The following is a 25,393-nucleotide window of genomic DNA, read 5'->3' as shown; positions in this document are numbered from 1 at the left end:
TCTCTTACTTTGGCTGATCTAAAGGAACTAGTTGTCACTTTTGTCGTCGTCGTTAGCGTCAGTTGTTGAGTTTGCATCGTCAACATCGTCACCAGCCGGCGGTTTTGCAGCAGGAGTCGTGGCCGATGAGCCCTCAATGGTAATGTTTACGGTCTTTCCGTCCTTTCGCTCGCCAGCCTCATCGTGCATATCGGCGATGAGGGTGAATTTCCCACTCGGTGCTCCCGAAGGGATCGGCAGCGAGTAGTTTGCCGTGCCGCTTGACGGAAGATCGATGCTCACTTCTGAACCTTTCACTGTATCACCCTTCTTCATCCCGGGAACGTCGTCGGCCACGAGTTTATACTTGACCGTCACTTTACTCATACTGTTCGCCACGACCGCATTTCCATAAATGGTATCGCCAGCTTTGAAGGCAGTCGATTCCTGCTTTCCTTCCTTGTCCTTTGACGTCTTGAGGCTGCTCAGGTTTGCTGTGCTCATATTGCATGCGAGGGCAAGAGCAAAAAGAGCTCCGATTGCGGCAAAGGCCGGTAATTTGTTATTCACGTTGAAAAATCTCCTTATCTATTTCTGACGAAATGATCTTACTTCGATTGCTTGAAACCTGCTGAGATTACTTCGAGGCGACCGCAATGTCAAAGCCGTGCTGTTCGTTTGTTGCATTCATCGCGTCCGATCTTCGGCTTGCGGTAAATATGCGGAAGGTTGATAATCTAAGGCCTATGAACTGGCTCGATAATGGTGACGTCCTTTCTGCGATCGGCGAGTTTTTGGCCGAAGACATTGGCCGCGGCGATATAACAACGCAGGCGACGGTTCAGCCTGAGGTCAGAGGACTCGGGCGGTTTTTGGCAAAAGAATACCTTGTTGTGTGCGGGATCGAGGTTGCCGAGGCGGTCTTTCTTCACCTTGACGCCGAGATCTCTGAGATCGAGACGTCTGTCAACGAGGGTGACGAGGTCGAGGAGGGGGCGGTATTCGCGACGCTCAAAGGGTACGCCGATGTTCTATTGACCGGTGAGCGCGTCGCACTGAATCTTCTTCAAAGAATGTCCGGTGTCGCGACTTTGACTCGGCAATATGTCCGCGCTGTCGAGGGGACGAACGCAGTGATCGTTGATACACGAAAGACCACGCCTGGACTCCGGCTATTAGAAAAATATGCTGTTACTGTCGGCGGCGGGCGAAATCACCGAATGGGGCTCGATGACGGCGTATTGATCAAAGACAATCACATTGCGTTGGCCGGAGGCATCACTGAGGCAGTCCTCGCGGCAAAGCAAAAAGCCGGCCATCTGCACAAGATCGAGGTCGAGATCACCAACTGGGCACAGCTCCGCGAAGCTATCGAAGCCGGAGCCGACATCGTCATGCTTGATAACCAAACGCCTGAAGAAGCTGCGAAATTGGTCGAAATGTCACGGAACATGAATCCCGGCGTACTCATCGAGGCGTCCGGCGGTATGGACCTTGACCGTGTCCGGTCATTTGCTGAGGCGGGCGTCGACCTTATCTCGGTCGGAAGGCTGACCCACTCGGCTCGAGCGGTCGATATCTCATTCAAGATCCAAACACTCTAAGCATTTTGAAGCTCAGGCTCGATGGCGTATCTCGGTGGGCTGGTCATTGCGAGGATCTCCTCGTCGGGTCTCAGGATCGGAAGAAAATAGATCGCCGCAGTTGAAACGATAAGAGCAATGGTGGTCACGATTCCGCCTTCAACACCATAGCTGCCGCCGGTCAGCCAGACCGGGCCGAGATCCGATTCGCTAAGCATCGGAGCTGCGATCAACTCCTTCAAGCCGCTTACCTCGACCCCAAAAACGGCTCCCTGAGTCCAGTTCCAGGTTATGTGCATTCCTGTGACAAACCACAGGTCGCGGGTCCTGATATACGACGTCGCAAACCATATGCCTGCCAAAAACGTATTGATCCATGAGAGTACTGAGGCATTAGGATTGGCGTTATGGACGGTTGCGAACATGAACGAAGTCAGTATCACTCCAAACAAGATCAGGCCCGACCTCGCAAACGTCTGCAGAATGTAGCCCCGAAACAACGCCTCTTCAAATGCGGCCGCGATAGCGAAGACAGCGAACGAAACCCCCATAGTCAAGAATATTGCCCATCGCCCTTGACCGGCGTTCGGTGAAAAGGTAAGTCCGCCTAAAAGAACGCCTAGCCCGATCGCCAGCGAAAGCGTCAGAAGCCCGAAGGCCAGGCCCAGCAATGCGTGAACAAACCACCTTCGCGAGAACCAGGCTCCAAGAGCGCGGAACGGAAGGCCCTCTAGATGCCGGCCGCAAACCCAACCAGCGAACAGCGCTGCAACCAGCGAGACCAGCCCGCTGGTTACGAAAAACGAGATCGAACCAGGCCCGAAGCCTATCGGTATGTTTGATAAGGCGACATTAGATAGGTAACCAAGGAGCGCGGTCGAGAATAAGAAGATCGCGATAAACACAGCCATGCGAAAGCCGCTTCGTAATCGGCCCGCCTTGTCAAAAAAGAGTGTCTTTGTGCCAGTCATTCCGACTGAGTTTAGCGAATGCTTTGATACGTTACAAACGCCTCGCGAGCGGTTGCGGTTATGTTAGACTTACGATAATGGAGGCGATGCGGGTCGAGAGGAAACGAAGAAAGATGCCCTGGCTATTGGGGGGCTTTGTCTTTTTATCCTTCATCGTACTGGTCTTGCTTCAGACGTCGAACCTTTGGAAGGATCTGACGGTCGCAACCGCGAGCGACACATTGCTGCTTTACGCTCTTTCCTCGCTAAACTTCTTTGCTTTCGTGATCTTTGGTTTCATCTTTCTTCGTAGCATTTTGAAACTTGCCCGCGAGCGGCGTGCTCTTCAATTAGGTTCGCGAATAAAAACGCGTTTGTTCGTATATTTTGCTGCGATCAGCCTGCTTCCGATCATCGCAATGGCTGGTTTTACATACCTTTTCATGAACCGGGCGATCGAACGCTGGTTCTCGCAAATACCTGAAAATGTGGTCCGCGAAGCCGAGGCTGTGCAGGATAAGGCCGTTGCAGATCAGGCCGCAAGGCTCGTCGATACGGCAAAAATGTTGGCAGCGGCTTTCGCAGATCGACAACCGACAGGTGTTGAGCTGGCAAAACTTGCTCAAGACGGCAATTTGACGCACATAGAGATAGTTTCTCGTAAGGGCGAAACGATCGCAGTCAGTTCGAGCAAATTAGCAACTGTGAAACAGGCCGAGCTGGATGCGATCCTTGTTTTGGCAAGGTCGGGGCAAATTGCCGAACCGTCGGCTGATAACAGCACCGGTTTTGATATCGCGGCCGCCGAGCTCTCTGATGGCCGTCGCCTGTTGATAGTGCCCGAACCCAGATCGGGCGAAAGTGTAAGCCAGATGGTCGACACCGCGCTCGTTGAACTTGACCGGCTTAAAGGACAGAATTTGACCGTACGTCAACTCGGGTTTTTGACGCTCGGTGTATTGACGTTCATGCTCATTTTTGCCTCTTCATGGACGGCGTTCTATATCGCTCGTGGTTTGACGGTGCCGATAAAGGCGTTGGCTGAGGGGGCCGACAAGATCGCTCAAGGTGATTTTTCGCACCGCGTCGATGTCATTGCCGAGGACGAACTTGCTTTGCTTGTCGACACCTTTAACCAAATGTCTTCAAAGCTTGAGGCGAATTCGGTCGAGCTTTCGGAAAGGCGGCGGTACATAGAAACCGTATTTGAGGCATTGCCCACTGGTGTAATATCGGTCGACGCTGAGGGACGGGTCGGGACGATAAATCGAGCGGCGATAAAGATGCTTCGGCTTGAAAATGCAGATTTTCGAGGATTCGATCTCGATAAACTCGTAGGCGAAGACGATCGTCTGATTCTGGAACGTCTCGTAGCAAGGGCGAGGCGAATAGGCCGGGCTGCGGAACAGACGACTCTCCGCCGCGAGACGAAGGGCCTCTCGGGTGACGCCAGCCCCGAGATCACCGTTGCTATCACTGCAACCGCACTCGAAAATGACAGCGGTGCGGTTCTTGTGATCGAAGATCTTTCAGAACTGATAACAGCACAACGTGCCTCTGCATGGCAGGAGGTCGCCCGCCGAATGGCACACGAGATCAAAAATCCACTTACGCCGATACAGCTTTCGGCCGAGCGGATAGCAAAACGGTTCATTGAATCGCATAGTAATGGCAGCGGAGACATCCATGCGACCGACGGTCAAACGAAGCGTGTGATCCAAGATGGTACGACGACCATCTTGCGTGAAGTGCAGTCGTTAAAGGCTATGGTCGATGAGTTCTCGCGATTTGCCCGCTTGCCCAACGCCCAGCCCGAGCGCGGGAATCTTAACGGCATTGTCGAAAAGGTGCTTGCTCTCTACGAAGGCCGAAAAAACTCCGCTGTCATCGTTGCTGACCTTTCCGCGTCACTCCCTGAGGCGATGATCGACGCTGAACAGATGAAACGCGTTTTTGTCAACCTGATCGAGAACTCGCTTGAGGCATTTGATAATGGCTCGACCGAGAATTCGATCACGATCACGACACGACACGACCTTGCCCGCGACATAATCGTCTCAGAGGTTTCTGACAACGGTAAAGGCATCGCTCCGGCTGATCTGCAGAAGTTGTTTCAACCTTATTTCTCGACAAAAGGCCGCGGCACAGGCCTCGGGCTGGCGATCGTTCATCGGATCATCGGGGAGCATAAAGGGAAAATAAATGTCGTAGCGAATCAGCCAAAGGGAGCGAAATTTATAATCGAGTTGCCGGTTGCGGTTTAGATATTTGGATGGCAAATTCCGTTTTGATTGTTGATGATGAGCCCGGTATTCGCGAAACGCTGCGCGGCGTTCTTGAGGACGAGGGCTTCGAAGTAGAGGCGGCAGCAACAGGTGAGGCGTGTCTCAATGCGGCCCGTGAGCAGAAATTCGCCTGCATTCTGCTCGATATCTGGCTGGGCGACGGCATCGACGGACTCGAGACCCTTCAAAAACTTCGCGAAGAGGGAAGCGACGCTGCAGTGGTCATGATCTCGGGCCATGGGAACATCGAGACCGCTGTTCGCTCGACAAAACTCGGGGCTTTCGATTTCATCGAAAAACCATTGAGCCTCGAGCGTACCGTCGTTACGGTCAAGAATGCGGTACGCCAACGTGATCTCGAAAGAAGCAACGAACAGCTGCAGAGGGACCTCGCTGACGAGTATATAATGGTTGGCGATTCGATCGCGATGCGGGCACTGCGAAAGCAGATCGCGGTCGTAGCTCCGTCCGACGGGCGTGTGCTCATATCCGGCGAAAGCGGAACCGGGAAAGAACTTTTCGCACGCGCGATCCATGCCCAATCGAGACGCCGGGGAGCACCATTTGTCGAGGTTAACTCGGCCGCGATCCCTGAAGAATTGGTCGAATCAGAATTGTTTGGTCATGTGAAAGGGGCGTTTTCTGGTGCTACGACTAACAAGAAAGGGAAGTTCGAGATCGCCGACGGCGCGACGCTTTTCCTTGACGAGATAGGCGATATGTCGCCGCGTGTTCAGGCAAAGATGCTCCGCGTCCTCGAGGAGCAACGTTTCGAACCGGTCGGAAGCAACAGGCCCGTAAAGGTAGATGTAAGGGTGATCTCGGCAACCAACAAACGTCTGGATGATCTGATCGAAAATGGCAATTTTCGAGCAGATCTTTTTTATCGGCTTAACGTCATCCCGTTTCAGCTGCCGCCCCTTCGGGAGCGCTCAGAGGACATTCCAGCATTGGTCGAACACTTCAATAAGAAATTTTCAAATGATTACGCCAAAAAGCCAAAAACGTTCACTGAGGATGCGGTTGCGACCCTTCGACAACACACTTGGCCCGGAAACATCCGCGAGCTGCGAAATACGGTCGAACGGATCGTCATAATGGTTGCGAAACAAAAGATCGGTGCAAAGGATCTGCCGGAGTTTGGGGTCAGCGACGAAGTTCGTTCGTCGAGTTTTCGTTTCCCGACGTTTAAGTCAGCGACCGATGCCTATCAGCGTGAGTTCATATTGCACAAGCTCGCGGAGCACGATGGAAATATCTCGAAGGCCGCTGAAGAGATGGGGGTCGACCGCAGCCATCTCTACCGCCGTATGCGAAATCTGGGTATTCAGCCGAAGTCATGATCGGGGAAAAATTATTGACATCGAAAAAGCGAAACGCGTAACATAACGCGAAACTTCTTTCGGAGCAGTACCTTATGACCGACAAAAGTGTCCCACAGCCTTTGCTGATAGTAATTTTCGTATTCGTCGCCGCGTTTGCAATTCCGGCCGTGGCTCAGGATAAATGGACCTCGGCGCGTTCGACCAATTTTCACTTGATCGGCGATGCTAAAGAAGCTGAGATCAGACGTGTCGCGACGCGGCTTGAGCAGTTCCGGGAGGTATTCGTTCAGCTGTTTCCGTCGTTGAGGTATTCGTCGCCGGTACCGACTACCGTCATCGTTTTTCGCAATGAGAAGGCGTTTCGTCCATATAAACCCCAGTCCGCAGACGGTAAAGCTGCAAAGTGGGTGGCGGGCTATTTCTCACCGCGAGAAGACGCAAATTACATCGTGCTCTCCACTGAGGGCGAATCGCGACAAACTTATCAAACGATTTATCACGAGTATGTTCACTACCTTGTGAACAACAGTTTCGGCCGGTCCAGGGTGCCGCCGTGGTTCAATGAAGGGCTGGCAGAATACTACGACCAGTTTTCTATCGAGGGTGATATTCGGGTTAATCTCGGGGATCTCAACAACAACCACTTGTACACGCTTCAGAACACGAAACTTATTCCGCTCCAGCAGTTCTTTTCGATCGACTACTTCACGCTTCACCAGCAGGGAAGCCATAGTGCCAACATCTTCTATGCTCAGTCCTGGGCGCTGATGCACTATCTGATACATGGCAAGGGCGGCAACCGAGCAAACGAGATCAATGCTTATTTGAACGCCATCGGAAAGGGAGAGACACCTGAAGCGGCGTTCCGAGCTGCTTTTAAGACGAGCTTCGAGGAAATGGAAAAGGAACTTCGCCGCTATGTCGGTCAAAGTACCTACAAGGGCTTCCAGATCACATTTAAGAACAAACTTGTTTTCGACGACGAGATCAAGACCGAGCCGATGTCGCTTGCCGCGGCCAATGCGTATCTTGGAGACCTTCTGCTCGGTTCGGGCCGAATTGAAGAGGCCGAAGCTCGCCTCGCGGAGTCGCTTGCCGCTGAGACCGACAATATTCTTGCAAACTCCACTATGGGCATGGCGAAGATGCGGCAGCGAAAGTTTGCCGATGCCAAGGGCTTTCTTGAAAAGGCAAGACGAGCCGAAACTGCTGGACACCTTGTCCACTATCGTTATGCGTATGTGCTAAGCCGTGAGGCAATGGACGGGAACGGCTGGGTAGCCAATTATTCGGACGAAGCGGCGCGGACGATCCGCGAGTCGCTCAGGAAGGCGATCGCCGCGAATCCGAACTTCCCCGAAAGCTATTCGCTTCTCGCTTTCATTGCTTTGGTCCGAAATGACGAGATCGATGAAGCGATCGGGCAGATCCGCACCGCACTCCGGCTTTCTCCGGGGAACGAGAACTATATGCTGCACCTCGCCGGGCTCCACGGACGCAAACGCGATTTTGACGAGGCTAAACGACTTGCCGAAGGCGTTTACAAAACAGCTCAGGACCCGAACGTTCGAACCCGTGCAAGAAGCGTTCTGCAAAACGTCAGCGACCTTCAGCGTTATTCCGAAAGGGAGAAAAAGATCGCCGGCGGGCAGGCAGAACCGGATATTGGGGAAAGTGGCCTTCGCCGTCAATCAGTTGTCGTGGTGGGTGCGGATGAGGAACTGACCGAAGAAAAACTCAAGGAACTCGCAGCAGCCGCCGAACTCGAATCGCTCAATCGGATCCTTAGAAAACCGCAAGCCGGTGAAAAGCGAATTCTCGGGCACCTCAATGGTATCGAATGTTCGCGGGACAGCATAACATTTCTGATCGAAGAGGGGAGTGCTACAGTCCGGCTTACAAGCAAGGATTTTCAGGGCCTTGAGCTGACCTCCTATGTAGATGTTCCGGACCTTCAGATCGGGTGCGGTAGCATCAAACAGCCTATTTGGGCCGTTATAACATACGTACCCGAACAGGATCAGAAGAAAAAGACCGCCGGCCGAATAATCGCGATAGATATCGTTCCCGAACGTTTGAAATCGATCGAATAGCACGCGAGCATTTGTTTTAATCTTTAGCTCGAAGCCGAGCTTCGAGTTCAGCCTTATATCTCGCCATTTCGCGGTCAAATTCTTCGAACTCGCGGTCTCTCTCGGCGTTCGCGTTCCTTGTTTGTGTAAAATTTGACGCCTTTTATGTCCATGTTCTTGAGTGATTCAAACCAGCCATGAAGCTGCTTCGATATGTTGGTCGAGCGTCCGATCAAATCTGAGATCTCAGATCTGAAATTTGCGAATCGATCCGATCGTTCGCAGACCCGAAGCATCGATCGAGTTTCGCCTGCGGAACCACGCGAAATGTACAGGAAGTGGATCAACTCGGTAGTTGTCCCGCGCTCAAAACCCTCGGCGATGTTATTTGAGATAGAAACGACGCCCTTTCCAGTCGGTTCTTGAGATCGCCCACACCGCGAAAATCGGCCTTTTCCGAGAAGGCAAAAAAACGAAGAGCGATCTCGAGCGAAGCTTGCCAGACCGGTAGTCCTTCAAGAACTCGGTACTTCATCGTAAAGGAAAGGTGAGATCCGTCCCACGAGCGGAACGGATCCCATTGACAACGGCCTAGCGATGGGTGGTGATCAAAATCCGCGTTTCTTCATCAGTGCTTCCACCTTTGGGTCACGGCCGCGAAAATTGCGGTATGCCTCGGCCGGGTCGATCGTGTTGCCGACCGAAAAGATGTTCTTTACGAGCTTTTTGCCAACTGCCTTATCATACGGCCCTTTGCCCTCGGTAAATGCTCCGAAGGAATCCGCAGTGATGACATCGGACCATAGGTAGCTGTAATAACCCGCCGAATAGCCGTCGCTGCCAAAGGCATGAGCAAACTGCGGAGTTCTATGTCTCATTACCAATTCACGAGGCATCCCAAGCGATGCCAGTGTCTCGCGTTCGAACTTGTCTGGGTCGATCAACTGTGATCCTGCAAGGTGAAGCTTCATGTCGATCAACGCGCTTGATAGGTATTCGGTCGTTGCAAATCCCTGATTGAACGTCGCCGACTTTTCGATCTTATCGACAAGGCTTTGGGGTATCGGCTTGCCGGTCTGGTAGTGAACCGCGTATTTCTGAAGCACCTGCGGCGTCGAAAGCCAATGCTCAAGCAACTGAGAAGGAAACTCCACATAATCTCGCGCGACGTTGGTTCCTGACAACGTCGGGTAAGTAACGTCGGATGAAAGGCCGTGCAGTGCATGTCCAAACTCATGGAACATTGTTGATGCGTCATCCCAGGAGATAAGCACAGGTTCTCCAGGTTTGCCCTTTACGAAATTCGAGTTGTTCGAAACTATCGTAGTTATCGGCTTATCCATCCGCTCCTGGCTGCGGTATGCGTTCATCCATGCACCGGATCGCTTTCCGTCACGTGCGTACGGATCGAAATACCAAAGTCCGACGTGTTTGCCAGAGGTTTTGTCCTTTACTTCCCAAACCGTAACATCCGGGTGAAAGACCGGAACGTTCTTTACCGGCGAAAAGGTGAAATTGAAGAGCTCGCCGGCAACGAAAAACATTGCATCCCGGATCTTGTCGAGCTGCAAATACTGTTTCACCTCGTTGGCGTCCAGGTCATAACGCTCTTTTCGGACCTTTTCCATGTAGTAGCGATAATCCCATGGTTCGATCGTTATTTTTGCGCCTTCTTTATCTGCCAAAGCCTGCATATCGCGGACCTCTTCTTTTACACGTTCGACGGCGGGTGTCCATACTGCTTCCAAGAGCTCCATTGCACGTTCGGGCGTTTTGGCCATCGCATTTTCAAGCCGCCAATGGGCATGCGTCTGATAGCCGAGCATTTTTGCCCGCTCAGCACGAAGCTGGAGGATTTCGGTGATCGTCGCGTTGTTATCGGTCGCACCGCCGCCGTCGCCACGATTAACGAACATCTTCCAGACCTTTTCCCTAAGGTCTCTACGCTCAGAATAGGTTAGGAACGGATCGACCGAAGACCGGGTGTTCGAAACTATCCAACCATCGACCTTTTTCGAAGCGGCGGCCGAAGCTGCGGCATCCTTGTATGACTGTGACATTCCGGAAAGCTCGGACTCAGACCTAAGGTGCACGTATTGTTCGTTTTCGTCTTTTAATAGATTCTGGCCAAATTTGGTAAACAGACTGGCCAACTGCTGATTGATCTGTGAAAGCCGTGCTTTTTGTTCCGAGTTCAAACGAGCGCCGGCTCGCACAAAGTTGGTGTAACGTACCCATACCAACCTCTGCTGCTCAGACGTGAGTTTCTGTTTTTCCGGTGAATTATAAACGGCCTCTATCCGCTTGAAGAGATTTTCGTTTTGAGTGATCTTATCGCCCATCGCAGCAAATTTCGGAGCCATTTCACGCTCAACTGCTGCGAAAGCGGCGTCCTTCATATTTCCGCTCCAGATAAAATAGATCGTGCTAACACGCTCCATTTTTGAACCCGCCCGTTCCATCGCGGCGATCGTGTTCTCAAAATTCGGCGGTTCGCTGTTGTTTGCGATCTTGTCGATCTCGGCCAACTGCTCTGCCATCGCTTCTTCGAGAGCGGGTTTGAAATCCGCGACCTTCACTTTGTCGAAAGCAGGAACTCCGCCGAACGGACCTGACCATTCTGCAACCAGTGGATTTTCGATCGTATTTTCTTTCTCAGACGTTGACGCACTTGAAATAGTTTCTGAAGACATATATAGACCAAACCCCGTAAATGCGGCGAGCATGAACGCCGTTAGCGATGCTTGCCTTACTGATTTTAACTTCATTGAGAAATTCCTCCGGATATCGATATAAATGGTCACGCATTGGGATGCGGCCCGAAGATGCTGCGTTCGTTCTAAAGTTGGATCATTTACCTAATGTGACTGGATTTTAGCACACTATCACTTCGGCGAACACACCCGGGAATAGTAGTTTTTATCAAACCTTGAATATGACGATTATGTCGGAAAGATAGCGTCAAGCTACAAATATGTAAGATATATAACCTTGCCAGGTTACACGGCGGTTGTCAGATACACTCTGTGTTCTCAGCAATTAGCTGTCAAAAAGATATCGGTGGTGATTCCGGCATAGACGTTGCTACGGAGGAATGTTTTCAGCGGACGGAGTAATTTCCGATAATTTGGGAAGCTTTCGTATTTTATTACCATAACTTAAGTTTAAGGAGAATTCATGAACGCCAAGAATGTTTTGCACTACGCCGCCGATCAGGAGGCAAAGTTCGTTTCAGTCCGGTTTACTGATCTTCCAGGGTCGTGGCACCATTTAACGTTTCCTATCGCGCATCTTACCGAGGATTCATTTGAAGACGGCTTTGGGTTTGACGCGTCGTCACTCCGCGGCTGGGCCGCGATCAATGAATCGGACATGCTCCTGGTGCCGGACGCATCAAGGTTTTGGATGGACCCTTTCACCGACGAACCTACGTTATGCTTGATCGCAAATGTAATGGAGCCGATCACAAAAGAAGGCTACGGACTCGATCCACGGTCGGTCGCTGTCAGAGCTGAAAGTTACCTCAAATTTACCGGCATCGCCGACACCGTCTTTGTCGGGCCCGAGGCCGAGTTCTTTGTTTTTGATGAGGTATCGTTTCACAACGAGCAACAGTCTGCTGGCTTCAGCGTTGATTCTGAAGAGGGACATTGGAACACCCGCCGGCGCGGTAGTGACCTTAACCCGAACTCCGGATATCATATCCGCCCGAAGGAAGGCTATGTTCCGGTCGCCCCGATGGATACGCTTGTCGACCTGCGCAACACGATGTCAAGCATTCTTGCGGAAGTAGGTATCAACGTCGAATGTCATCATCATGAAGTAGCCACGGCCGGTCAATGCGAGATCGATTTCAAATTTTCAAATCTGCTGCACACTGCCGACAACCTCATGCTCTTCAAGTATGTGGTCAAGAACACCGCCTCGGTTCACGGCAAAACGGCGACCTTCATGCCGAAACCGCTTTACGGCGACAATGGATCAGGGATGCACGTCCACCAGTCATTGTGGAAAGACGGCGTGCCGCTTTTTGCGGGTGATCAATATGCCGGATTGTCTGAAATGGCGAAGTTCTATATTGGCGGGCTGCTTAAGCATGCACCGGCGCTTGTCGCGTTCGCCGCGCCGACCACTAACAGCTACAAACGCTTGGTTCCAGGCTTTGAAGCACCAGTAAACCTGGCGTATTCGGCTCGAAATCGATCTGCGGCCGTGCGGATCCCGATGTTCTCTCCTTCTCCGAAAGCCAAGCGACTCGAGTTCCGTCCACCGGACCCAAGCTGCAATCCGTATATCACGTTTGCGGCTTTGCTAATGGCTGGCCTTGATGGGATACAAAATCGGATAGATCCCGGCGAACCGCTCGACAAGGATATCTATGATCTTCCACCCGAAGAACTGGCGAATGTGCCTTCATTGCCAGGTTCTCTGGATGAAGCGCTGATCGCACTCGAGAATGATCACGACTTTCTTCTAAAGGGTGACGTGTTCACGACCTCGATGATCGAGCGTTGGATCAAATATAAGCGCGAAAAAGAGATCACGCCGCTTCGACTACGGCCGCACCCGCTTGAATATTCGATGTATTATGATATTTAAGGCGATTCACAGATTCGGTTCGAGTTATGGGCAGCCCTCACCGGCTGCTCATTTCATATGTCGGACTTCCGCGAGTCTTGGTTTTTGGGTATCATTGTCAGGAAATGAATCTAGTTGTCCCTCACAAGTTGATCGGAAGTCGTTTGCCTTCTGCCGGTATATTGTTCCTAGCAGCTTTTTTGATGATCGTACTGGTGCTGACGGGTTGTGGCTCGCCGAGCGACGGGCCGAATAGCAGCGGTAATGCAAATGCGAACGGCAGCCAGGCCCGCGTCGATGTTTCTCCAGACGAGGTTAATCGGCCTTCTGATACCGACATCCCGAACGGTGCGGATACAAATGCGACTTTGCCAAACTCAATAGCCAATTCTCAATTGGAAAAGCAAACTCGAGCCGACCGGGATTCGACCGGCCTCCCAAATCCGGACGGCTCGGCGGGAACGCCAAAACCGCTTTCAAGGCCTGCACCTGACGATTCGGAATATTGGTCGACGCTGACCGACGTCGCCCGAGAGACACGTTTGTTCAAGAGCCATCCACAGATCAAAAGGGTCGAGAAGATAAATGACGGAAAGAAAACGGAGGTAAAGATATTTGTTGCTGGTGACAAGGTGGTAAATGTCCCCGGCGACCGTTTTCCGGATATTTCGCGTGTATCGGTCAACGATTTTGTCAAAGCGGCGGGCTTACAGCCGATTCCGACAAAAACGCCGACGCCCGGACCAGTAGTCGAGAATCCCGAGAAGAAACGCCGCGAACGTATCCTGCCCGGTCGGCCGCCCCGATAGTGTATAATTCGGACAATGAGCGAGAAATTCACAGTCCTGTGTCCTTGCTGCGAATCGACGTTGACGATCGACGCGCAAACAGGTGCGATGTTGGCACACGAAGAGAAAAAGAAGGTAACCGGTTCCTTTGAAGATCTGAAGGGTGAACTTTCAAAACAAAAAGAACTTCGCGATCAGTTGTTTGCTCAAGAGATGTCGTCGATGAAGGACCGCGAACGATTGCTCGAAGAAAAATTCAAGGAAGCTCTGAAGCGTGCAGATACCGACATCGGTAAGCCCTTTAAAAATCCGCTTGACCTCGATTGAGCGCGGCGATCCGCGATGTTCATCCTGAATGAAACCCATTCAAAGCCCCGATCACCAACAGCTTGACGCAAAGAGCCGCATTATCGTCGCTCTCGATGTCGATTCCGCCGAGGCGGCTCGTGAGATCGTCCGCGAATTAAGCAACAGCGTCGGCGGGTTTAAGATCGGCCTTCAGCTTTTCACTGCGGAAGGCCCTTCGATCGTCCGCGAGTTTGTCGAAGACGGCTCCCGGATCTTTCTTGACCTCAAGTTTCACGACATTCCGAATACGGCCGCAAAAGCGTCTGTCGAGGCGGCCAGGTGCGGTGTCTGGATGTTCAACCTGCATACTGCTGGCGGATCTGAGATGATGCGGAGGTCGGTCGGGGAAGTCGGTGATATCTGCGAGCGCGAGGGGTTGGTTCGGCCGTTGATAATCGGTGTTACGGTATTGACGAGTATGGCACCGGACGCATTGGTTGAGACCGGAATTGAACGTTCGATGGACGAGCAAGTAAAACGGCTCTCGGTTTTGGCTGCCGAGTGCGGACTCGACGGTGTGGTCGCCTCGGCCTTAGAGGCTCAAATGATAAGACGGTCGGTCGAGAACCGGGAATTTTGTATCGTAACGCCCGGCGTAAGGCCCGCGTCCGGAACTTTTGACGATCAATCACGTGTAAGTACACCGGGAGCGGCCCTTGCGGCCGGTGCCGATTTTCTTGTGATCGGACGTCCGATCGTTCGCGCCCAAAACCGCTCAACAGCAGTTGCTAACATCGTTTCCGAGATCGAATTAGCTTTGAATGAAATGAATTTTGACGAGACAAGCAATTAGCCGACCGACCGCAATGACCCAATCAAGACGAAAGACGTTTTTTTCGGCGAGGCTACTGCTCACAATGTTCGTTGCGCTGAACTTGATGGCCTATTCGCAGAATGGGCAAGCTGAGGGCTTATTTCGTGTCGGAGAACGACTCACCTATACGGTCTCACTTGAAAAATTCCCGAATGTCGCGTACGCCGAGATGTATGTCGCATCCTCGGGTAAGATCGGATCGGCCGATGTGGTCGAGATCCGTACTCGAGCTCGAACTCTGGACTTTGCGAGTGCTGCGTTTTATTCGCTTGATCGATCGCGAACGGTATTCGCTTCGCCGATCAGTGGATTGCCGCTTTATATTCGTCACGCCGACCTATCTACCGGGCTTCCTAAAGAATCGTTCGCGGATTTCTCGCTTACCCCTACGCCGAATTTCGACCTCGCTACGTTGATCTATGCTGTTCGTCGCGGTCCTGGAACCGGTTCGATGATGCTGCAGGAAGGCGACCGAACCTATGCGGTTTCTTATCAGCAGACGGGGGTTGAAACGCTCACGACCGATGCAGGAACATTCGAAACGAGCCTTATCACAGTTCAAAGCGAGTATTTTACCGAGATTGGTCTGCGTGATTTGCGAATCAATATTTCGTCCGACGATGCACGTATTCCGGTGCTTTTTCGATCCAAAACCGAAAAGGGACAACTTAGAATGACGATCGCCAGCATAAGCAACGATGCTCCAGTGGTTCAGGCCACAGCCACGCCGGTGCCGGCTGCGACACCGCGTCCGGTCGCAACGCCCAAACCCAGCCCGACGCCTCGTCCTTACGCCCCGAATATGCCGCTTGCCACAGATCTTGCTTTCGTCCTCGGTGAGACGCTTGAGTTTAAGATCTCAACCAACGGCATTGAGGTTGGCACCTTGGTGCTGCGTGCAGAGGAGCGGAATCAGTTCGAAGGCGCGGACAGCCTGCTCATCACAGCAAGATTGGCGAACCTGATAGGGGCGAACCCTGCATTTGGAAACGGAGGCGAGGCATTTGCCCGAGTCGACCCGGAAACACTTGCCTCTCAGCGAATTGATGTAAAGTTTTCAGGTGGATTGGCGTCCGCGAATCATACGGCCGTTTTCGATCAGGGTACCAGCACCGTGAATTTCGGTTCCGCCACACGGATCGAAGTTCCGGTAGGCACACACAGTCTTCTTTCGCTTGTATACGCTTTGCGGTCCTTCAATCTAAAGCCGAGCCGTGACCTTAGTAATCCGGTAAATGACACGCGTGTCGCCGTATTTTGGATCGACCGAACCTCAATATTTACTTTGCGGCCGTCATTGGTCGAAGTAATTACGCTTGCGGGCGAAAAGATCAGCGGGCAACAGATCTCGGTGACCACGGGTATTCAGTCGATCGATCAGCTATCTCCAAAGATATGGCTTGGAACGGACGAACGGCGCTTGCCCCTTCGTATGACCATCGGTACCTATCAGCTCGATCTTGTATCTTCAAAAGTTTCCCCACCACAGTAGCGGTCGATCGAACATCGTCGTCCGGCCTTATTCGACTAATTGAAATTGGAAACTATTTTCAATTGGTCTAATATCGAGGATGGACGGTCGCCAATTGTTTTGCTGATCGTTGTTGCGAACCGCGGAAAAACCAGATGGAAAAGAAAGTGAGAGATACGCAGTCATTTAACCTTTCGCAGATGCCAGCCGGCAGCATCTCGAAAGTGGTAGCAGTACGAGGAGGCGGCCGCATTGCGCAGAGACTTATGGAGATGGGTGTTGTGCCTGGGGTCTCAGTAAAGGTGATCAAGTCCGCACCGTTCGGCGATCCGATCGAGATACGTCTTTTGGGCTACAGTCTGGCGATCCGAAGGAATGAGGCATCGGCGATCGAGGTCGAAGGCTAGCGCAGTTCGTCATCATTTGCGTCCCGTTCTAACATGGATACTGAAAGATCGAACTCTCAGATTCTCAACATCGCTCTTGCCGGCAACCCGAACGCTGGCAAGACGACACTATTCAACGTCTTAACCGGCCTCAATCAAAAAGTAGCGAACTATCCGGGTGTGACCGTCGAACGCAAGACCGGTAATTGGAGCGTTAAAGACTCCCCCGCGTTGCTGACCGATCTGCCCGGGCTTTATAGTCTTGACGCCACCTCTCTTGATGAGAAGATCGCATGCGATGTTTTGACAGGTGAGCAGCTGGGAACGGTGCGTCCTGACGCGGTCGTCGCGGTCGTTGATGCGACGAATCTCGAACGCAACCTGTATCTTGTCACTCAGATTGTGGAAACCGGTATTCCGGTCGTAGTCGCGTTGACGATGATCGACGTCTTTGAAAAGCAGAAGCACGTGATCGATCTCGCACGACTGTCGGAGTTCATTGGTGTTCCCGTCGTCGCCGTCAACGCGAAGAACGGACGCGGCCTTGCCGAACTTGCTGACGCTGTTGGTAATGCGACCAAAAGAGGCGGGACGACTCCGACCATCGAGACCAACCGAAAGGAATCTGAGAATTCCACGATCTTTTCGCGCTACAAATTCATTTCCGACGCCATTCAGGCGTCAGTGAAGCACAACGACCGTGATGCCCACCGTGTGACCGATCGTATCGATCGGCTCTTGACGCATCGCGTGTTCGGGCTCGTTATACTTCTCGGGATCCTGCTTCTTTTGTTTCAGGCGATCTTCACGTGGGCCGCAGTGCCGATGGATCTATTGGATCAGGGATTCGGAGCCCTGGGGGACACGGTTCGGGCCAGCCTGCCTCCTGGCGTGCTAACCGATCTTATAGTTGACGGCGTGATCGCGGGCGTTGGCGGTGTGATGGTCTTCTTACCCCAGATCCTTCTTCTTTTCCTATTCATTTCGATCTTGGAGGATTCGGGATACATGGCCCGAGCGGCGTTCTTGCTTGACAAGATAATGAGCCGAGTCGGGCTCCACGGCAAAGCATTCTTACCGCTAATAAGTAGCTTCGCTTGTGCGATACCGGGAATCATGGCGACCAGGACGATCGAAGGGAGACGCGATCGGTTTGCAACGATCATGATCGCGCCGCTGATGAGCTGTTCGGCGAGGTTGCCTGTTTACACACTCATGATATCTGCGTTCTTTGCGGGCCAGTATTTCTTTGGGTTTGTCTCGGTGGGCGCGGTGCTCATGCTGGCAATGTATTCGCTCGGCATCACCGCTGCGATCATCGTCGCATTTCTTCTGAAACGGACTGTGCTCAAGGCTCCGCCGACGCCCTTTATAATGGAACTTCCGCCGTACCGGATGCCGAGCCTTCGCACTGTTTTGCAGAACATGTTCGAAAGGTCGTGGCTTTTCGTGAAGCGGGCCGGAACCGTGATCCTTGCGATCTCGATCATCCTCTGGGCACTGGCATATTTTCCGCGGATCTCCGAAACGACGAACGATGTGTCTGGCGTGGAGGTCGCCGGCGAAAGTAGGCAGCTTGAACAGAGCTATGCCGGAATGCTCGGCCGAACGATCGAGCCGGTGATACAGCCGCTGGGTTTCGATTGGAAGATAGGCGTCGCTTTGATCGCGAGTTTTGCAGCTCGCGAAGTTCTGGTTTCGACCCTCAGTATCATCTACAACGTCGGTAGGGACGCCAACGAGGAGTCCGAGACACTGATCTCTGCGATCCGTGAGGCCAAACGAGAAGACGGCACACCGGTGTGGTCGCCTTTGACCGCGATCACTCTTATGGTATTTTTCGTACTCGCGATGCAGTGTATGTCGACCGTCGCGGTGGTGCGGCGCGAGACCAATTCCTGGTTGTGGACGATGTTCATGGTCGCCTACATGACCGTGCTCGCATACACGGCCGCCTTTGCTACTTTTCAAGCGGGTTCGTATTTCGGATATTGATCGGACCGTGTTTTAGAGTGCACATCCAAAGCATCATCGTTTTTCTTATCGTTCTAGCGGCTGTCGTTTACATTGCCGCAAACTTTATTCGTAAACACCGCCCGACGAAGCATGTTGGCGAATGTAAGCAAGAATGCGGCTGCGGCCGCTAGATCGAGTTAGAGCAAACCCACATTTGAGCACAAAGGAAACAATACTAACAGACGGCGTCAAGGCGATGTTTCTTTCGACGCTGTCGTTTGCGATCGCCAATATTATCGTCAAACAGGTGTCGCACATTCCCGCGATGGAGGTCGTGTTTTTCAGGTGTCTCCTTGCGACTCTCTTTTGTCTTGTAGGGTTAAAGCGCGCCGGAGCCGACTGGCGTGGCTCCAACCACACGTTATTGCTGCTCCGCGGATTGTTCGGAACGACAGCGCTATATCTGTTTTTCACCACCGTTCAGAATATTCCGCTTGCATCGGCGATGACGATCCAGTACCTTTCGCCGATCTTTACGACCATCATCGCGATCTTTGTGCTTCGCGAATCAGTAAAGCCGATCCAGTGGATCTTTTACGCGATCGCGTTCTCGGGTGTTTTGCTGATCGAACGATTCGATCCTAGGATCTCGCTCTTCTATCTCGTGATCGGTATTGTTTCGGCATTTTGTTCTGGTGTCGCATACAATCTTGTGAGAAGCATGAAGGGAAAGGAACATCCGCTGACAGTTGTTTTGCACTTTCAGTTGGTCGGCGTTGTTGCCGGGTTTATCAGTCTTTTCTTCGAATGGCGGATGCCGACGGATTGGGACTGGCTATTCCTGTTTCTGATCGGAGTATTTTCGCAGCTCGGTCAGATATTTCTTACGAACGCGTTGCAGCGCGAAGCGGTTGCTGGTGTTGCGATCGTGAACTACTCCGGCCTCATATATGCCGTCACGATAGGCTGGATCGTTTTTGGCGAACTTCAAACCGTATCTAGTATCATGGGAATGTCGCTGGTCGTATTCGGCGTATTGCTAAGTGTACTTTACAGCAGACGGGTCAGGGCAATGGAAAAGCTAGAATCGACAGTCGCGTAAGCGTTCGAATGGAACCTACCTCAGTGAAAATAATGGCTGTCGTGATCACCGCCAGCGATTCTCGGCACCCGGACAATGACGTTTCGGGGACAACGCTGGTCGGGCTTCTGATCGCGATGGGCGCAGAGGTGAAAGATCGTCTGATCGTCGCTGACGACGTTTCAATTCTGGAAGACGTTATCCGTTCGTCGGCAGATCGCACGGATGTCAACCTCGTTCTGACGACGGGCGGGACGGGGTTCTCTCCACGCGACAATACACCGGAAGCAACACTTGCGGTCATTGAACGACAAGCTCCGGGAATTGCGGAGGCGATCCGAAGCAAGTCGGCTTTGAAAACACCATCAGCAATGCTTTCCCGCGGTGTTGCCGGAATCCGCAGCGGAACTCTGATCGTCAACTTCCCGGGTTCACCAAACGGAGTGGTCGAGAGCTTCGAAGTGATCCGTCCAGTTCTTCAGCATGCTATCGACCTGATCGCCGGTAAAACATCGCATTAGAAATGAGAAATAATCTCCTCAGAACCACGATCTTGATAGCAACTGCGGTATCGATACTATCGATCGAAGCGTTCGCATCTCCGGGGCCAACATTACAAGCCAGATCGACCTCGGCGCTCGAAAGATTTCTTAGAACGGAACTTTTTTTCGGCCTTTCGAAGCCTGACGGCAGCGAGGTCACCGATGAAGAATGGATCCAGTTTCTTGACGATGTGGTGAGCCCGGCTTTCCCAAAAGGCTACACGATCCTGCTCGCTGAGGGCCGTTATCAGGATTCGAGCGGGCGAACCATCGCCGAGAAAAGCCGTGTATTGGTCATCCTGTATCCAAAGAACAAAAAGTTAGAAAGCCGCCGAAAGATCGACATGATCAGGGCGGCTTACATCAAGCGATTTGATCAGGAAGCGGTGATCAGAATGGATCTGCCTGGATCCGTGGATGTCTCATTCAACTAACGTTTCGATCATCGCCGCGCGGAGTTCCGCATAAATGCCGTGATGTCGTTCTTCAACTTGACCAGTGAGTTCTTTTCGATGTACATCATGTGTCCTGCCTCATAGTATTCGGTCGTGATGTTGCTGCGGAGGGCCTGGTCAAGCTGCATTGATGACATAGTATAATCGGATGCAAAGTACGGCGTGGCCATATCGTAATAACCGCTCGCCAAGAACACCTTCATATATGGATTCTTTCGCATCGCTGATGAGAGAGCTCCGGTCGTGTCAGCATAGCCGTTATTCGTATTCCAGTTCCAGGGTGACGTGATGCCGCCGCCAAGTATGTAATATTCGAGATCCGATTTGAACCCGAGATCGCGCCGAACATAATCGTTAAAGGTAGCGGTGTAAGGGGTTCTGATGGCGGTCATGCTTGGGTCAAACTCGGGTCCGGTGCCTCCCGAATCACGGTCAAACCCCAGAAAGCGGCTATCGAGTCGGCCGGTCGTGCGCTTTCTGCCTCGCAGCAATTCCTTATTGAATTCGCCGAGTTCCACACGGAAATTCTGATTTTCGATAAATGTCCTCGATAGACCGGTATACGAACTAAATTTCTCGAGCAGTTCGTTTCGCTCTTGCTTGCTGAGGCGGTCGATCCTCAGCAGGGCGGGTGCAAATTCACGAGTGGCGAAATTTTCTACTTCACGAAGTAACTCGGTCAGAGGCTTGCTTTGCATTGATGGCGCCAATGCTTTGTGATACCAGGCTGTTGCCGCATACGACGGAAGCATCATTACAAGCGGCATGTCGTTATTGTCGGCAAAGCGGATAGTCTGAAAATTGGTGACCATCGACACGAGAGCGACCCCGTTTAGGCCGATCCCACGCTCGAAGAGGTGATTTGCAAGTCCGGCTACTCGTGTTGTGCCGTAACTTTCGCCGACGAGATACAGCGGTGATGCCCAACGTTCGTTGCGGCCTAGGAACATTCGGATAAATTCGCCATTCGCATCAATGTCCCCATTCACCGAAAAGAACTTCGAGGCAAATTCCGGCTTTGCGGCTCGCGAATAGCCGGTACCCACCGGATCCACGAATACAAGGTCCGTTAGATCTAACCAACTATGATCGTTCTCCACCAGTTCATAAGGCGGCGGAGGCATCATTCCGTCGTCCAGCATCTTTACGCGTTTTGGCCCAAGCGCCCCGAGATGGAGCCAAACCGACGCCGAACCCGGACCGCCGTTGAACGAGAACATCAAAGGGCGCGTCTTCTTATCGGCAACGCCATCGAGAGCATATGCCATATAGAAAATGCGGCCCTCGGTTTCGCCCGAGACCGCGTTTCGAATCGGCATGAACCCGGTCGTTACCGTGTAATTAAGCTGTCGACCACCCACTCGTGAAGAGTGTTTTGTAACAACCGGTGGCTCATCACGCTGTTGTTGTGAAGCCTCGGCGGGCTTCGGCGATTCCGCAGGACGCGGTGTTGCCGTAACGGGCGCCTGGAAAAGAAACATCGTCGACAAAAATGCTGTTGCTAACATAGATGCGTTACCTGATCACCTCACTGACCATCTTTCCGTTTATCATTGTTCCGATACAGTGGGTAATGAATTCGAACGGGTCGCCGTCATACATTGCAAGGTCGGCGTCCTTGCCGACGGCGATCGAGCCAACCCGGCCATCTATCCCAAGGATCCTTGCAGCATCGATAGTAATTGTGGCCAATGCATCTCGGCGCGACATGCCGTTTGCGGCAGCCATCGCGGCTTCGAAGAGCACGACGCGTGTTTTCGGAACGTAGCCTTCGTAGCCGCTCTGTAGCGCTACGGGAATGCCGGCCGCTTTCAATTTGGCCGCGTTTTCCATCGAGAGATTCTCGCGGTCGCCACCCGGTCGAGCCATTGTCGGATGGACTATGACAGGGAAACCGGAGGCCTTTATCTCGTTGATAAGCATATGTCCGTCTGACGCACCGTCAAGAACGACACGGATATTGAACTCCTTCGCGATGCGGAGTGCGGTCATAATGTCGACGGCCGCCTCAGCCGTTATCAAAAGCGGTATTTCTCGTTTGATCACCCGATCGAGGATCGCAGACTTCAGATCAGTTGCCGGCTCTTTCTTCTTCGAGTTTTCAAGTGCTTTTATCAACTCGGCTCGAAGCATTGCGGCTTGCTTAGCCCGAGATCCCGGCGAGCGGCCGGCTCCCGCATTGGCGGCGTTGCCTAGCGTCACGGCGATCATTGCAGTCGGGATAACGGTTGCTTCATCCACGTTCTTGCCGGTCGTCTTCGCTACCATCGTTTGGCCAGAGATCAATGCCGACGGCTGATGTCCAGTGTGAATGGTCGTGACGCCGAAGCCGCGAACCCATTCGACAAGTTTTTCTTCTGCATTGTAGGCGTCGATTGCACGCAGTTCCGGCTGAATACTCGCCCCGCCGTCGAGAGCCATTTGGTCGTGCGGCTGATTGAGGTATCCATTGAGTCCGATCACTGTATGGGCGTCGATCAAGCCGGGTGTGACCACCTTTGCGTTGATCACGCGGTAGCCTGCCGGTATATTCACCTGCGACGCAGGGCCGACTGCTTCGATCTTGCCGTTGTTCACTAGTATTACGCCGTTTGAGATCGGCTCGCCGGCCATCGTCCAAACGGTCTCACCTTTGACCGCTATCTGCGCCGATGCAGAGAGCGAAAAAGCGAGGACGAGGATCATAAATCCCAAGGTGAAACAGGTGATGTTAATTTTGGATGAGCTGATAGTCATTAGTTTCCGCCTCCGAGATCGCCGTCGAAGCAGTTGATGTGATCGCCGGGATCGTTGCCCGCACCGAAACCTCCGGTTGCGGTCAATCGATCTTTCGGATCACTGCGATCGAAGACCCGCTTGCCTTCGACCCAGGTTTCCAGGACCTGCGTGTAAACACTTACCGGATCGCCCGAAAGAACGATGATATCGGCATCCTTTCCGACCTCAAGCGAGCCGACCCTGTCCTGAAGATCGAGCATGATGGCATTTGCCATAGTTAATGCGTAGAGAGCTTTGTCACGGGACATTCCGGCCCTGATCGCTAATCCGGCCGAACGGAGGAACCACCTGGAATCCGTTATGCTGTCGTCCGTGTGAAATCCGACCAACGCGCCGGCTCTTTCGAGCGCAACTCCGTTCTCGAACTTGATGTCCGTCGTTTCTAATTTTCCACCTGGCGAATCGATAAAGATTATTGACGATGGGGCCTTTGCCGCGGCGATCTCATCGGCGACCTTCCATGCCTCGGAAACGTGCTGAAGAACGATCCGAAACCCAAACTCTTTCTGAAGGCGAAGGGCGGTGAGGATGTCGTCGTGCCGATGTGTATGGAAATGAACGACCTTCTTGCGGTCAAGGACCTCGACGAGAGCTTCCATCGCGAGGTCGCGAGGCGGCAGCTTTGAAGCATCGCCCGCCGCTTTGGACACCTTATCGCGGTATTCTTGTGCCTTTATGAACTGAGCGCGAACCAGAGCTGCTGATTTGGCACGCGTTCCCGGAAAGGCACCCCCACCTGCACGGATCGAATTGGTTCCGTTCGCGAACTTGATCCCGCCGGCATAACTGCCATCTTTACTGAAGATCAACAGATCGTCGATCTTCACCGCGTTGTCGCGCAGCTTCAAATAAAGCGTTTGGCCACTATCGAGATGGCCTGACCCCGGCATTACGTTAGCGGTGGTGATGCCGCCCGCTTGCGCCCTTTGAATGCTCGAAGATCGGGCATTTATCCCATCGAGGATCCGGACGTCCGGCTGTATCGGGCTCGACGCGTCAGCTCCGGAGCCGCCGCCGATATGGCTGTGCGTATCTACCAATCCGGGCATTATCGTTTTCCCGGAAAGATTGTTGATCAAAGCTCCGGCCGGCGGTTGAACGTTCGGGCCGATCGCGACTATCTTGCCATTTTGGATCACGATCGTCCCGTTCTCGATCGGCTGACCGACGATGGGGATTATCCGCGCGTTCACAAATGCGACCGGCTGCTGCTGTCCGATTGCCGTACACGAAATGAAAGCAATGGCTGCAAAGCAGTATAAGAAGTGTTTCATTGAATGTTCCTCGAATAAGCGATCAATACTGCGTGGTGTATTGATAAAGTGCAACGAAATGGTGTTAGTGTCAAGATTCGACAAACGATATGGGGCATCGGAAAGGAGGGAACTCGACGTCCCAAACGCAAATTGATTCGGCAAACACGAAGGATCGTTCGCTAATGCGGAGAATTCCGCGGATTTACCACACTGTGGCACGGATGTTGACTGACTGGAGGTGCAATTCTGATTCTATAGGGGGAATTTAAGATGAAGAAGCTATTTATATCTGCGATCATGATGATGTTTGTTGTGACGGCTTTGGTTGTGAACGCCGACGGGCAAACTCGTAAGAAAAGAAAGAAATATCCAGGCCTCGCAACTAATATCGCGATCGTCGCGGGAAGTACAGCGGCAGGTGCTCTTATCGGCCGCGGCCGTAACGGTGCAATGATCGGCGCAGGCGCGGGTTTGCTCTATGCCTCAAGCAGAAAAGGTACGAAACGGCGAGCATATAATTCGAATTATCGGCGGGCCGCGAAGATAGCAGGCGGCGGACTTTTGGGTGCCGGCGCAGGCGCTTGGGCTGGTGGCAAGACCGGGATGATCATTGGCGGCCTGGCCGGTGCGGGTGCGACATATTTATATACGCGAAATGGCGACCGCTATTATCGAGCATCGAATGGACGTCAGTTTTACGTTCGGAACGGCAAACGCTATTACGCAAACTGATCCGGTTTTTGATT

The 25,393-nt window shown here is 52.6% G+C and carries 22 protein-coding genes and 1 pseudogene; 16 read left to right on the top strand and 7 right to left on the bottom strand.

Going from position 1 to position 25,393, the window contains the following annotated elements; all coding sequences use genetic code 11:
• Positions 1-27: 27 nt before the first annotated feature.
• Positions 28-549: a hypothetical protein gene (locus IPM28_05020; protein ID MBK9172355.1), complete on the bottom strand. Its 522-nt coding sequence runs from the start codon at positions 547-549 to the stop codon at positions 28-30.
• Between the two features lie 176 nt (positions 550-725).
• Between IPM28_05020 and nadC the strand changes: the two genes are divergently transcribed.
• Complete coding sequence (nadC, locus tag IPM28_05015) at positions 726-1,583, top strand: carboxylating nicotinate-nucleotide diphosphorylase (protein ID MBK9172354.1); 858 nt, start codon at positions 726-728, stop codon at positions 1,581-1,583.
• On the opposite strand, the gene IPM28_05010 is transcribed toward nadC, so the two are convergent.
• Positions 1,580-2,473 carry a CPBP family intramembrane metalloprotease gene (locus tag IPM28_05010; protein MBK9172353.1) on the bottom strand — a complete coding sequence of 298 codons (894 nt, stop codon included), beginning with the start codon at positions 2,471-2,473 and terminating at the stop codon, positions 1,580-1,582. The two genes, nadC and IPM28_05010, sit on opposite strands and share 4 nt — an antisense overlap.
• Positions 2,474-2,646: 173 nt before the next feature.
• Between IPM28_05010 and IPM28_05005 the strand changes: the two genes are divergently transcribed.
• The 3 genes from IPM28_05005 to IPM28_04995 all read left to right on the top strand — a co-directional run bounded on the left by IPM28_05005 (position 2,647) and on the right by IPM28_04995 (position 8,215).
• Positions 2,647-4,776, top strand: a complete 2,130-nt coding sequence (locus IPM28_05005) for a HAMP domain-containing protein (GenBank protein MBK9172352.1) — start codon at positions 2,647-2,649, stop codon at positions 4,774-4,776.
• Between the two features lie 8 nt (positions 4,777-4,784).
• Entirely contained in the window at positions 4,785-6,140 is a 1,356-nt protein-coding gene (locus IPM28_05000) for a sigma-54-dependent Fis family transcriptional regulator (protein ID MBK9172351.1), read from the top strand.
• 74 nt (positions 6,141-6,214) lie between these two features.
• Positions 6,215-8,215, top strand: a complete 2,001-nt coding sequence (locus tag IPM28_04995; protein ID MBK9172350.1) for a DUF1570 domain-containing protein — start codon at positions 6,215-6,217, stop codon at positions 8,213-8,215.
• A gap of 74 nt (positions 8,216-8,289) precedes the next feature.
• Here IPM28_04995 and IPM28_04990 read toward each other — a convergent pair.
• Positions 8,290-8,729 (bottom strand): annotated as a pseudogene (locus IPM28_04990) (four helix bundle protein).
• A 73-nt stretch (positions 8,730-8,802) separates the two neighbouring features.
• The gene (locus IPM28_04985) at positions 8,803-10,920 is read right to left on the bottom strand and encodes a M3 family metallopeptidase (protein MBK9172349.1); all 2,118 of its coding nucleotides are present in this window, start codon (positions 10,918-10,920) and stop codon (positions 8,803-8,805) included.
• Positions 10,921-11,371: 451 nt separating this feature from the next.
• Here IPM28_04985 and glnA point away from each other — a divergent pair, with 451 nt between their 5' ends.
• From glnA to IPM28_04930, 11 genes are all read left to right on the top strand, one after another.
• Positions 11,372-12,793, top strand: coding sequence for a type I glutamate--ammonia ligase (glnA, locus tag IPM28_04980; protein ID MBK9172348.1), 1,422 nt, complete (start codon positions 11,372-11,374; stop codon positions 12,791-12,793).
• Positions 12,794-12,975: 182 nt separating this feature from the next.
• Positions 12,976-13,581 carry a hypothetical protein gene (locus IPM28_04975; protein MBK9172347.1) on the top strand — a complete coding sequence of 202 codons (606 nt, stop codon included), beginning with the start codon at positions 12,976-12,978 and terminating at the stop codon, positions 13,579-13,581.
• 15 nt (positions 13,582-13,596) lie between these two features.
• On the top strand, positions 13,597-13,887 hold the full coding sequence (locus IPM28_04970; protein ID MBK9172346.1) for a 2-nitropropane dioxygenase: 291 nt from the start codon (positions 13,597-13,599) through the stop codon (positions 13,885-13,887).
• 28 nt (positions 13,888-13,915) lie between these two features.
• The gene (gene pyrF / locus IPM28_04965) at positions 13,916-14,701 is read left to right on the top strand and encodes an orotidine-5'-phosphate decarboxylase (protein ID MBK9172345.1); all 786 of its coding nucleotides are present in this window, start codon (positions 13,916-13,918) and stop codon (positions 14,699-14,701) included.
• 13 nt (positions 14,702-14,714) lie between these two features.
• Positions 14,715-16,214, top strand: a complete 1,500-nt coding sequence (locus tag IPM28_04960) for a DUF3108 domain-containing protein (protein MBK9172344.1) — start codon at positions 14,715-14,717, stop codon at positions 16,212-16,214.
• Between the two features lie 134 nt (positions 16,215-16,348).
• Positions 16,349-16,600 (top strand): ferrous iron transport protein A, encoded by a 252-nt coding sequence (locus IPM28_04955; GenBank protein ID MBK9172343.1) that lies wholly within the window; start codon positions 16,349-16,351, stop codon positions 16,598-16,600.
• Positions 16,601-16,633: 33 nt separating this feature from the next.
• A complete protein-coding gene (feoB, locus tag IPM28_04950) occupies positions 16,634-18,574 on the top strand; it encodes a ferrous iron transport protein B (protein MBK9172342.1) in 1,941 nt (646 codons plus the stop codon).
• A gap of 17 nt (positions 18,575-18,591) precedes the next feature.
• Entirely contained in the window at positions 18,592-18,726 is a 135-nt protein-coding gene (locus tag IPM28_04945) for a FeoB-associated Cys-rich membrane protein (protein MBK9172341.1), read from the top strand.
• 23 nt (positions 18,727-18,749) lie between these two features.
• Positions 18,750-19,637, top strand: a complete 888-nt coding sequence (locus tag IPM28_04940; protein ID MBK9172340.1) for a DMT family transporter — start codon at positions 18,750-18,752, stop codon at positions 19,635-19,637.
• A gap of 8 nt (positions 19,638-19,645) precedes the next feature.
• Positions 19,646-20,137, top strand: a complete 492-nt coding sequence (locus tag IPM28_04935) for a MogA/MoaB family molybdenum cofactor biosynthesis protein (GenBank protein ID MBK9172339.1) — start codon at positions 19,646-19,648, stop codon at positions 20,135-20,137.
• Between the two features lie 2 nt (positions 20,138-20,139).
• Positions 20,140-20,592 carry a DUF3574 domain-containing protein gene (locus IPM28_04930; protein MBK9172338.1) on the top strand — a complete coding sequence of 151 codons (453 nt, stop codon included), beginning with the start codon at positions 20,140-20,142 and terminating at the stop codon, positions 20,590-20,592.
• 8 nt (positions 20,593-20,600) lie between these two features.
• Here IPM28_04930 and IPM28_04925 read toward each other — a convergent pair whose 3' ends face one another.
• Genes IPM28_04925 through IPM28_04915 form a run of 3 tightly spaced genes read right to left on the bottom strand, consistent with a single transcriptional unit; the run spans position 20,601 to position 24,665 of the window.
• A complete protein-coding gene (locus IPM28_04925; GenBank protein MBK9172337.1) occupies positions 20,601-22,121 on the bottom strand; it encodes a peptidase S10 in 1,521 nt (506 codons plus the stop codon).
• A gap of 7 nt (positions 22,122-22,128) precedes the next feature.
• Complete coding sequence (locus IPM28_04920; GenBank protein ID MBK9172336.1) at positions 22,129-23,298, bottom strand: amidohydrolase family protein; 1,170 nt, start codon at positions 23,296-23,298, stop codon at positions 22,129-22,131.
• Positions 23,299-23,348: 50 nt separating this feature from the next.
• On the bottom strand, positions 23,349-24,665 hold the full coding sequence (locus IPM28_04915; GenBank protein MBK9172335.1) for an amidohydrolase family protein: 1,317 nt from the start codon (positions 24,663-24,665) through the stop codon (positions 23,349-23,351).
• Between the two features lie 252 nt (positions 24,666-24,917).
• Here IPM28_04915 and IPM28_04910 point away from each other — a divergent pair, with 252 nt between their 5' ends.
• Positions 24,918-25,379: a hypothetical protein gene (locus IPM28_04910; protein ID MBK9172334.1), complete on the top strand. Its 462-nt coding sequence runs from the start codon at positions 24,918-24,920 to the stop codon at positions 25,377-25,379.
• Positions 25,380-25,393 lie beyond the last annotated feature (14 nt).

This window comes from Chloracidobacterium sp., assembly GCA_016716305.1.
Lineage (GTDB): Bacteria > Acidobacteriota > Blastocatellia > Pyrinomonadales > Pyrinomonadaceae > OLB17.
This window is presented reverse-complemented; position numbering and strand designations above follow the sequence as displayed.

Bases quoted from the DNA above. Each gene is read 5' to 3' on its own strand.
- IPM28_04985 (MBK9172349.1), bottom strand. From the start codon at position 10,920: ATGCTCGCCGCATTTACGGGGTTTGGTCTATATATGTCTTCAGAAACT.
- IPM28_04935 (MBK9172339.1), top strand. From the start codon at position 19,646: ATGGAACCTACCTCAGTGAAAATAATGGCTGTCGTGATCACCGCCAGC.
- pyrF (MBK9172345.1), top strand. From the start codon at position 13,916: ATGAAACCCATTCAAAGCCCCGATCACCAACAGCTTGACGCAAAGAGC.
- IPM28_04920 (MBK9172336.1), bottom strand. From the start codon at position 23,298: ATGATCCTCGTCCTCGCTTTTTCGCTCTCTGCATCGGCGCAGATAGCG.
- IPM28_04995 (MBK9172350.1), top strand. From the start codon at position 6,215: ATGACCGACAAAAGTGTCCCACAGCCTTTGCTGATAGTAATTTTCGTA.
- IPM28_05000 (MBK9172351.1), top strand. From the start codon at position 4,785: ATGGCAAATTCCGTTTTGATTGTTGATGATGAGCCCGGTATTCGCGAA.
- IPM28_04955 (MBK9172343.1), top strand. From the start codon at position 16,349: ATGGAAAAGAAAGTGAGAGATACGCAGTCATTTAACCTTTCGCAGATG.
- nadC (MBK9172354.1), top strand. From the start codon at position 726: ATGAACTGGCTCGATAATGGTGACGTCCTTTCTGCGATCGGCGAGTTT.
- feoB (MBK9172342.1), top strand. From the start codon at position 16,634: ATGGATACTGAAAGATCGAACTCTCAGATTCTCAACATCGCTCTTGCC.
- IPM28_04925 (MBK9172337.1), bottom strand. From the start codon at position 22,121: ATGTTAGCAACAGCATTTTTGTCGACGATGTTTCTTTTCCAGGCGCCC.
- IPM28_04975 (MBK9172347.1), top strand. From the start codon at position 12,976: ATGATCGTACTGGTGCTGACGGGTTGTGGCTCGCCGAGCGACGGGCCG.
- IPM28_04910 (MBK9172334.1), top strand. From the start codon at position 24,918: ATGAAGAAGCTATTTATATCTGCGATCATGATGATGTTTGTTGTGACG.
- IPM28_04915 (MBK9172335.1), bottom strand. From the start codon at position 24,665: ATGAAACACTTCTTATACTGCTTTGCAGCCATTGCTTTCATTTCGTGT.
- IPM28_04970 (MBK9172346.1), top strand. From the start codon at position 13,597: ATGAGCGAGAAATTCACAGTCCTGTGTCCTTGCTGCGAATCGACGTTG.
- IPM28_04960 (MBK9172344.1), top strand. From the start codon at position 14,715: ATGACCCAATCAAGACGAAAGACGTTTTTTTCGGCGAGGCTACTGCTC.
- glnA (MBK9172348.1), top strand. From the start codon at position 11,372: ATGAACGCCAAGAATGTTTTGCACTACGCCGCCGATCAGGAGGCAAAG.
- IPM28_05010 (MBK9172353.1), bottom strand. From the start codon at position 2,473: ATGGCTGTGTTTATCGCGATCTTCTTATTCTCGACCGCGCTCCTTGGT.
- IPM28_05005 (MBK9172352.1), top strand. From the start codon at position 2,647: ATGCCCTGGCTATTGGGGGGCTTTGTCTTTTTATCCTTCATCGTACTG.
- IPM28_04930 (MBK9172338.1), top strand. From the start codon at position 20,140: ATGAGAAATAATCTCCTCAGAACCACGATCTTGATAGCAACTGCGGTA.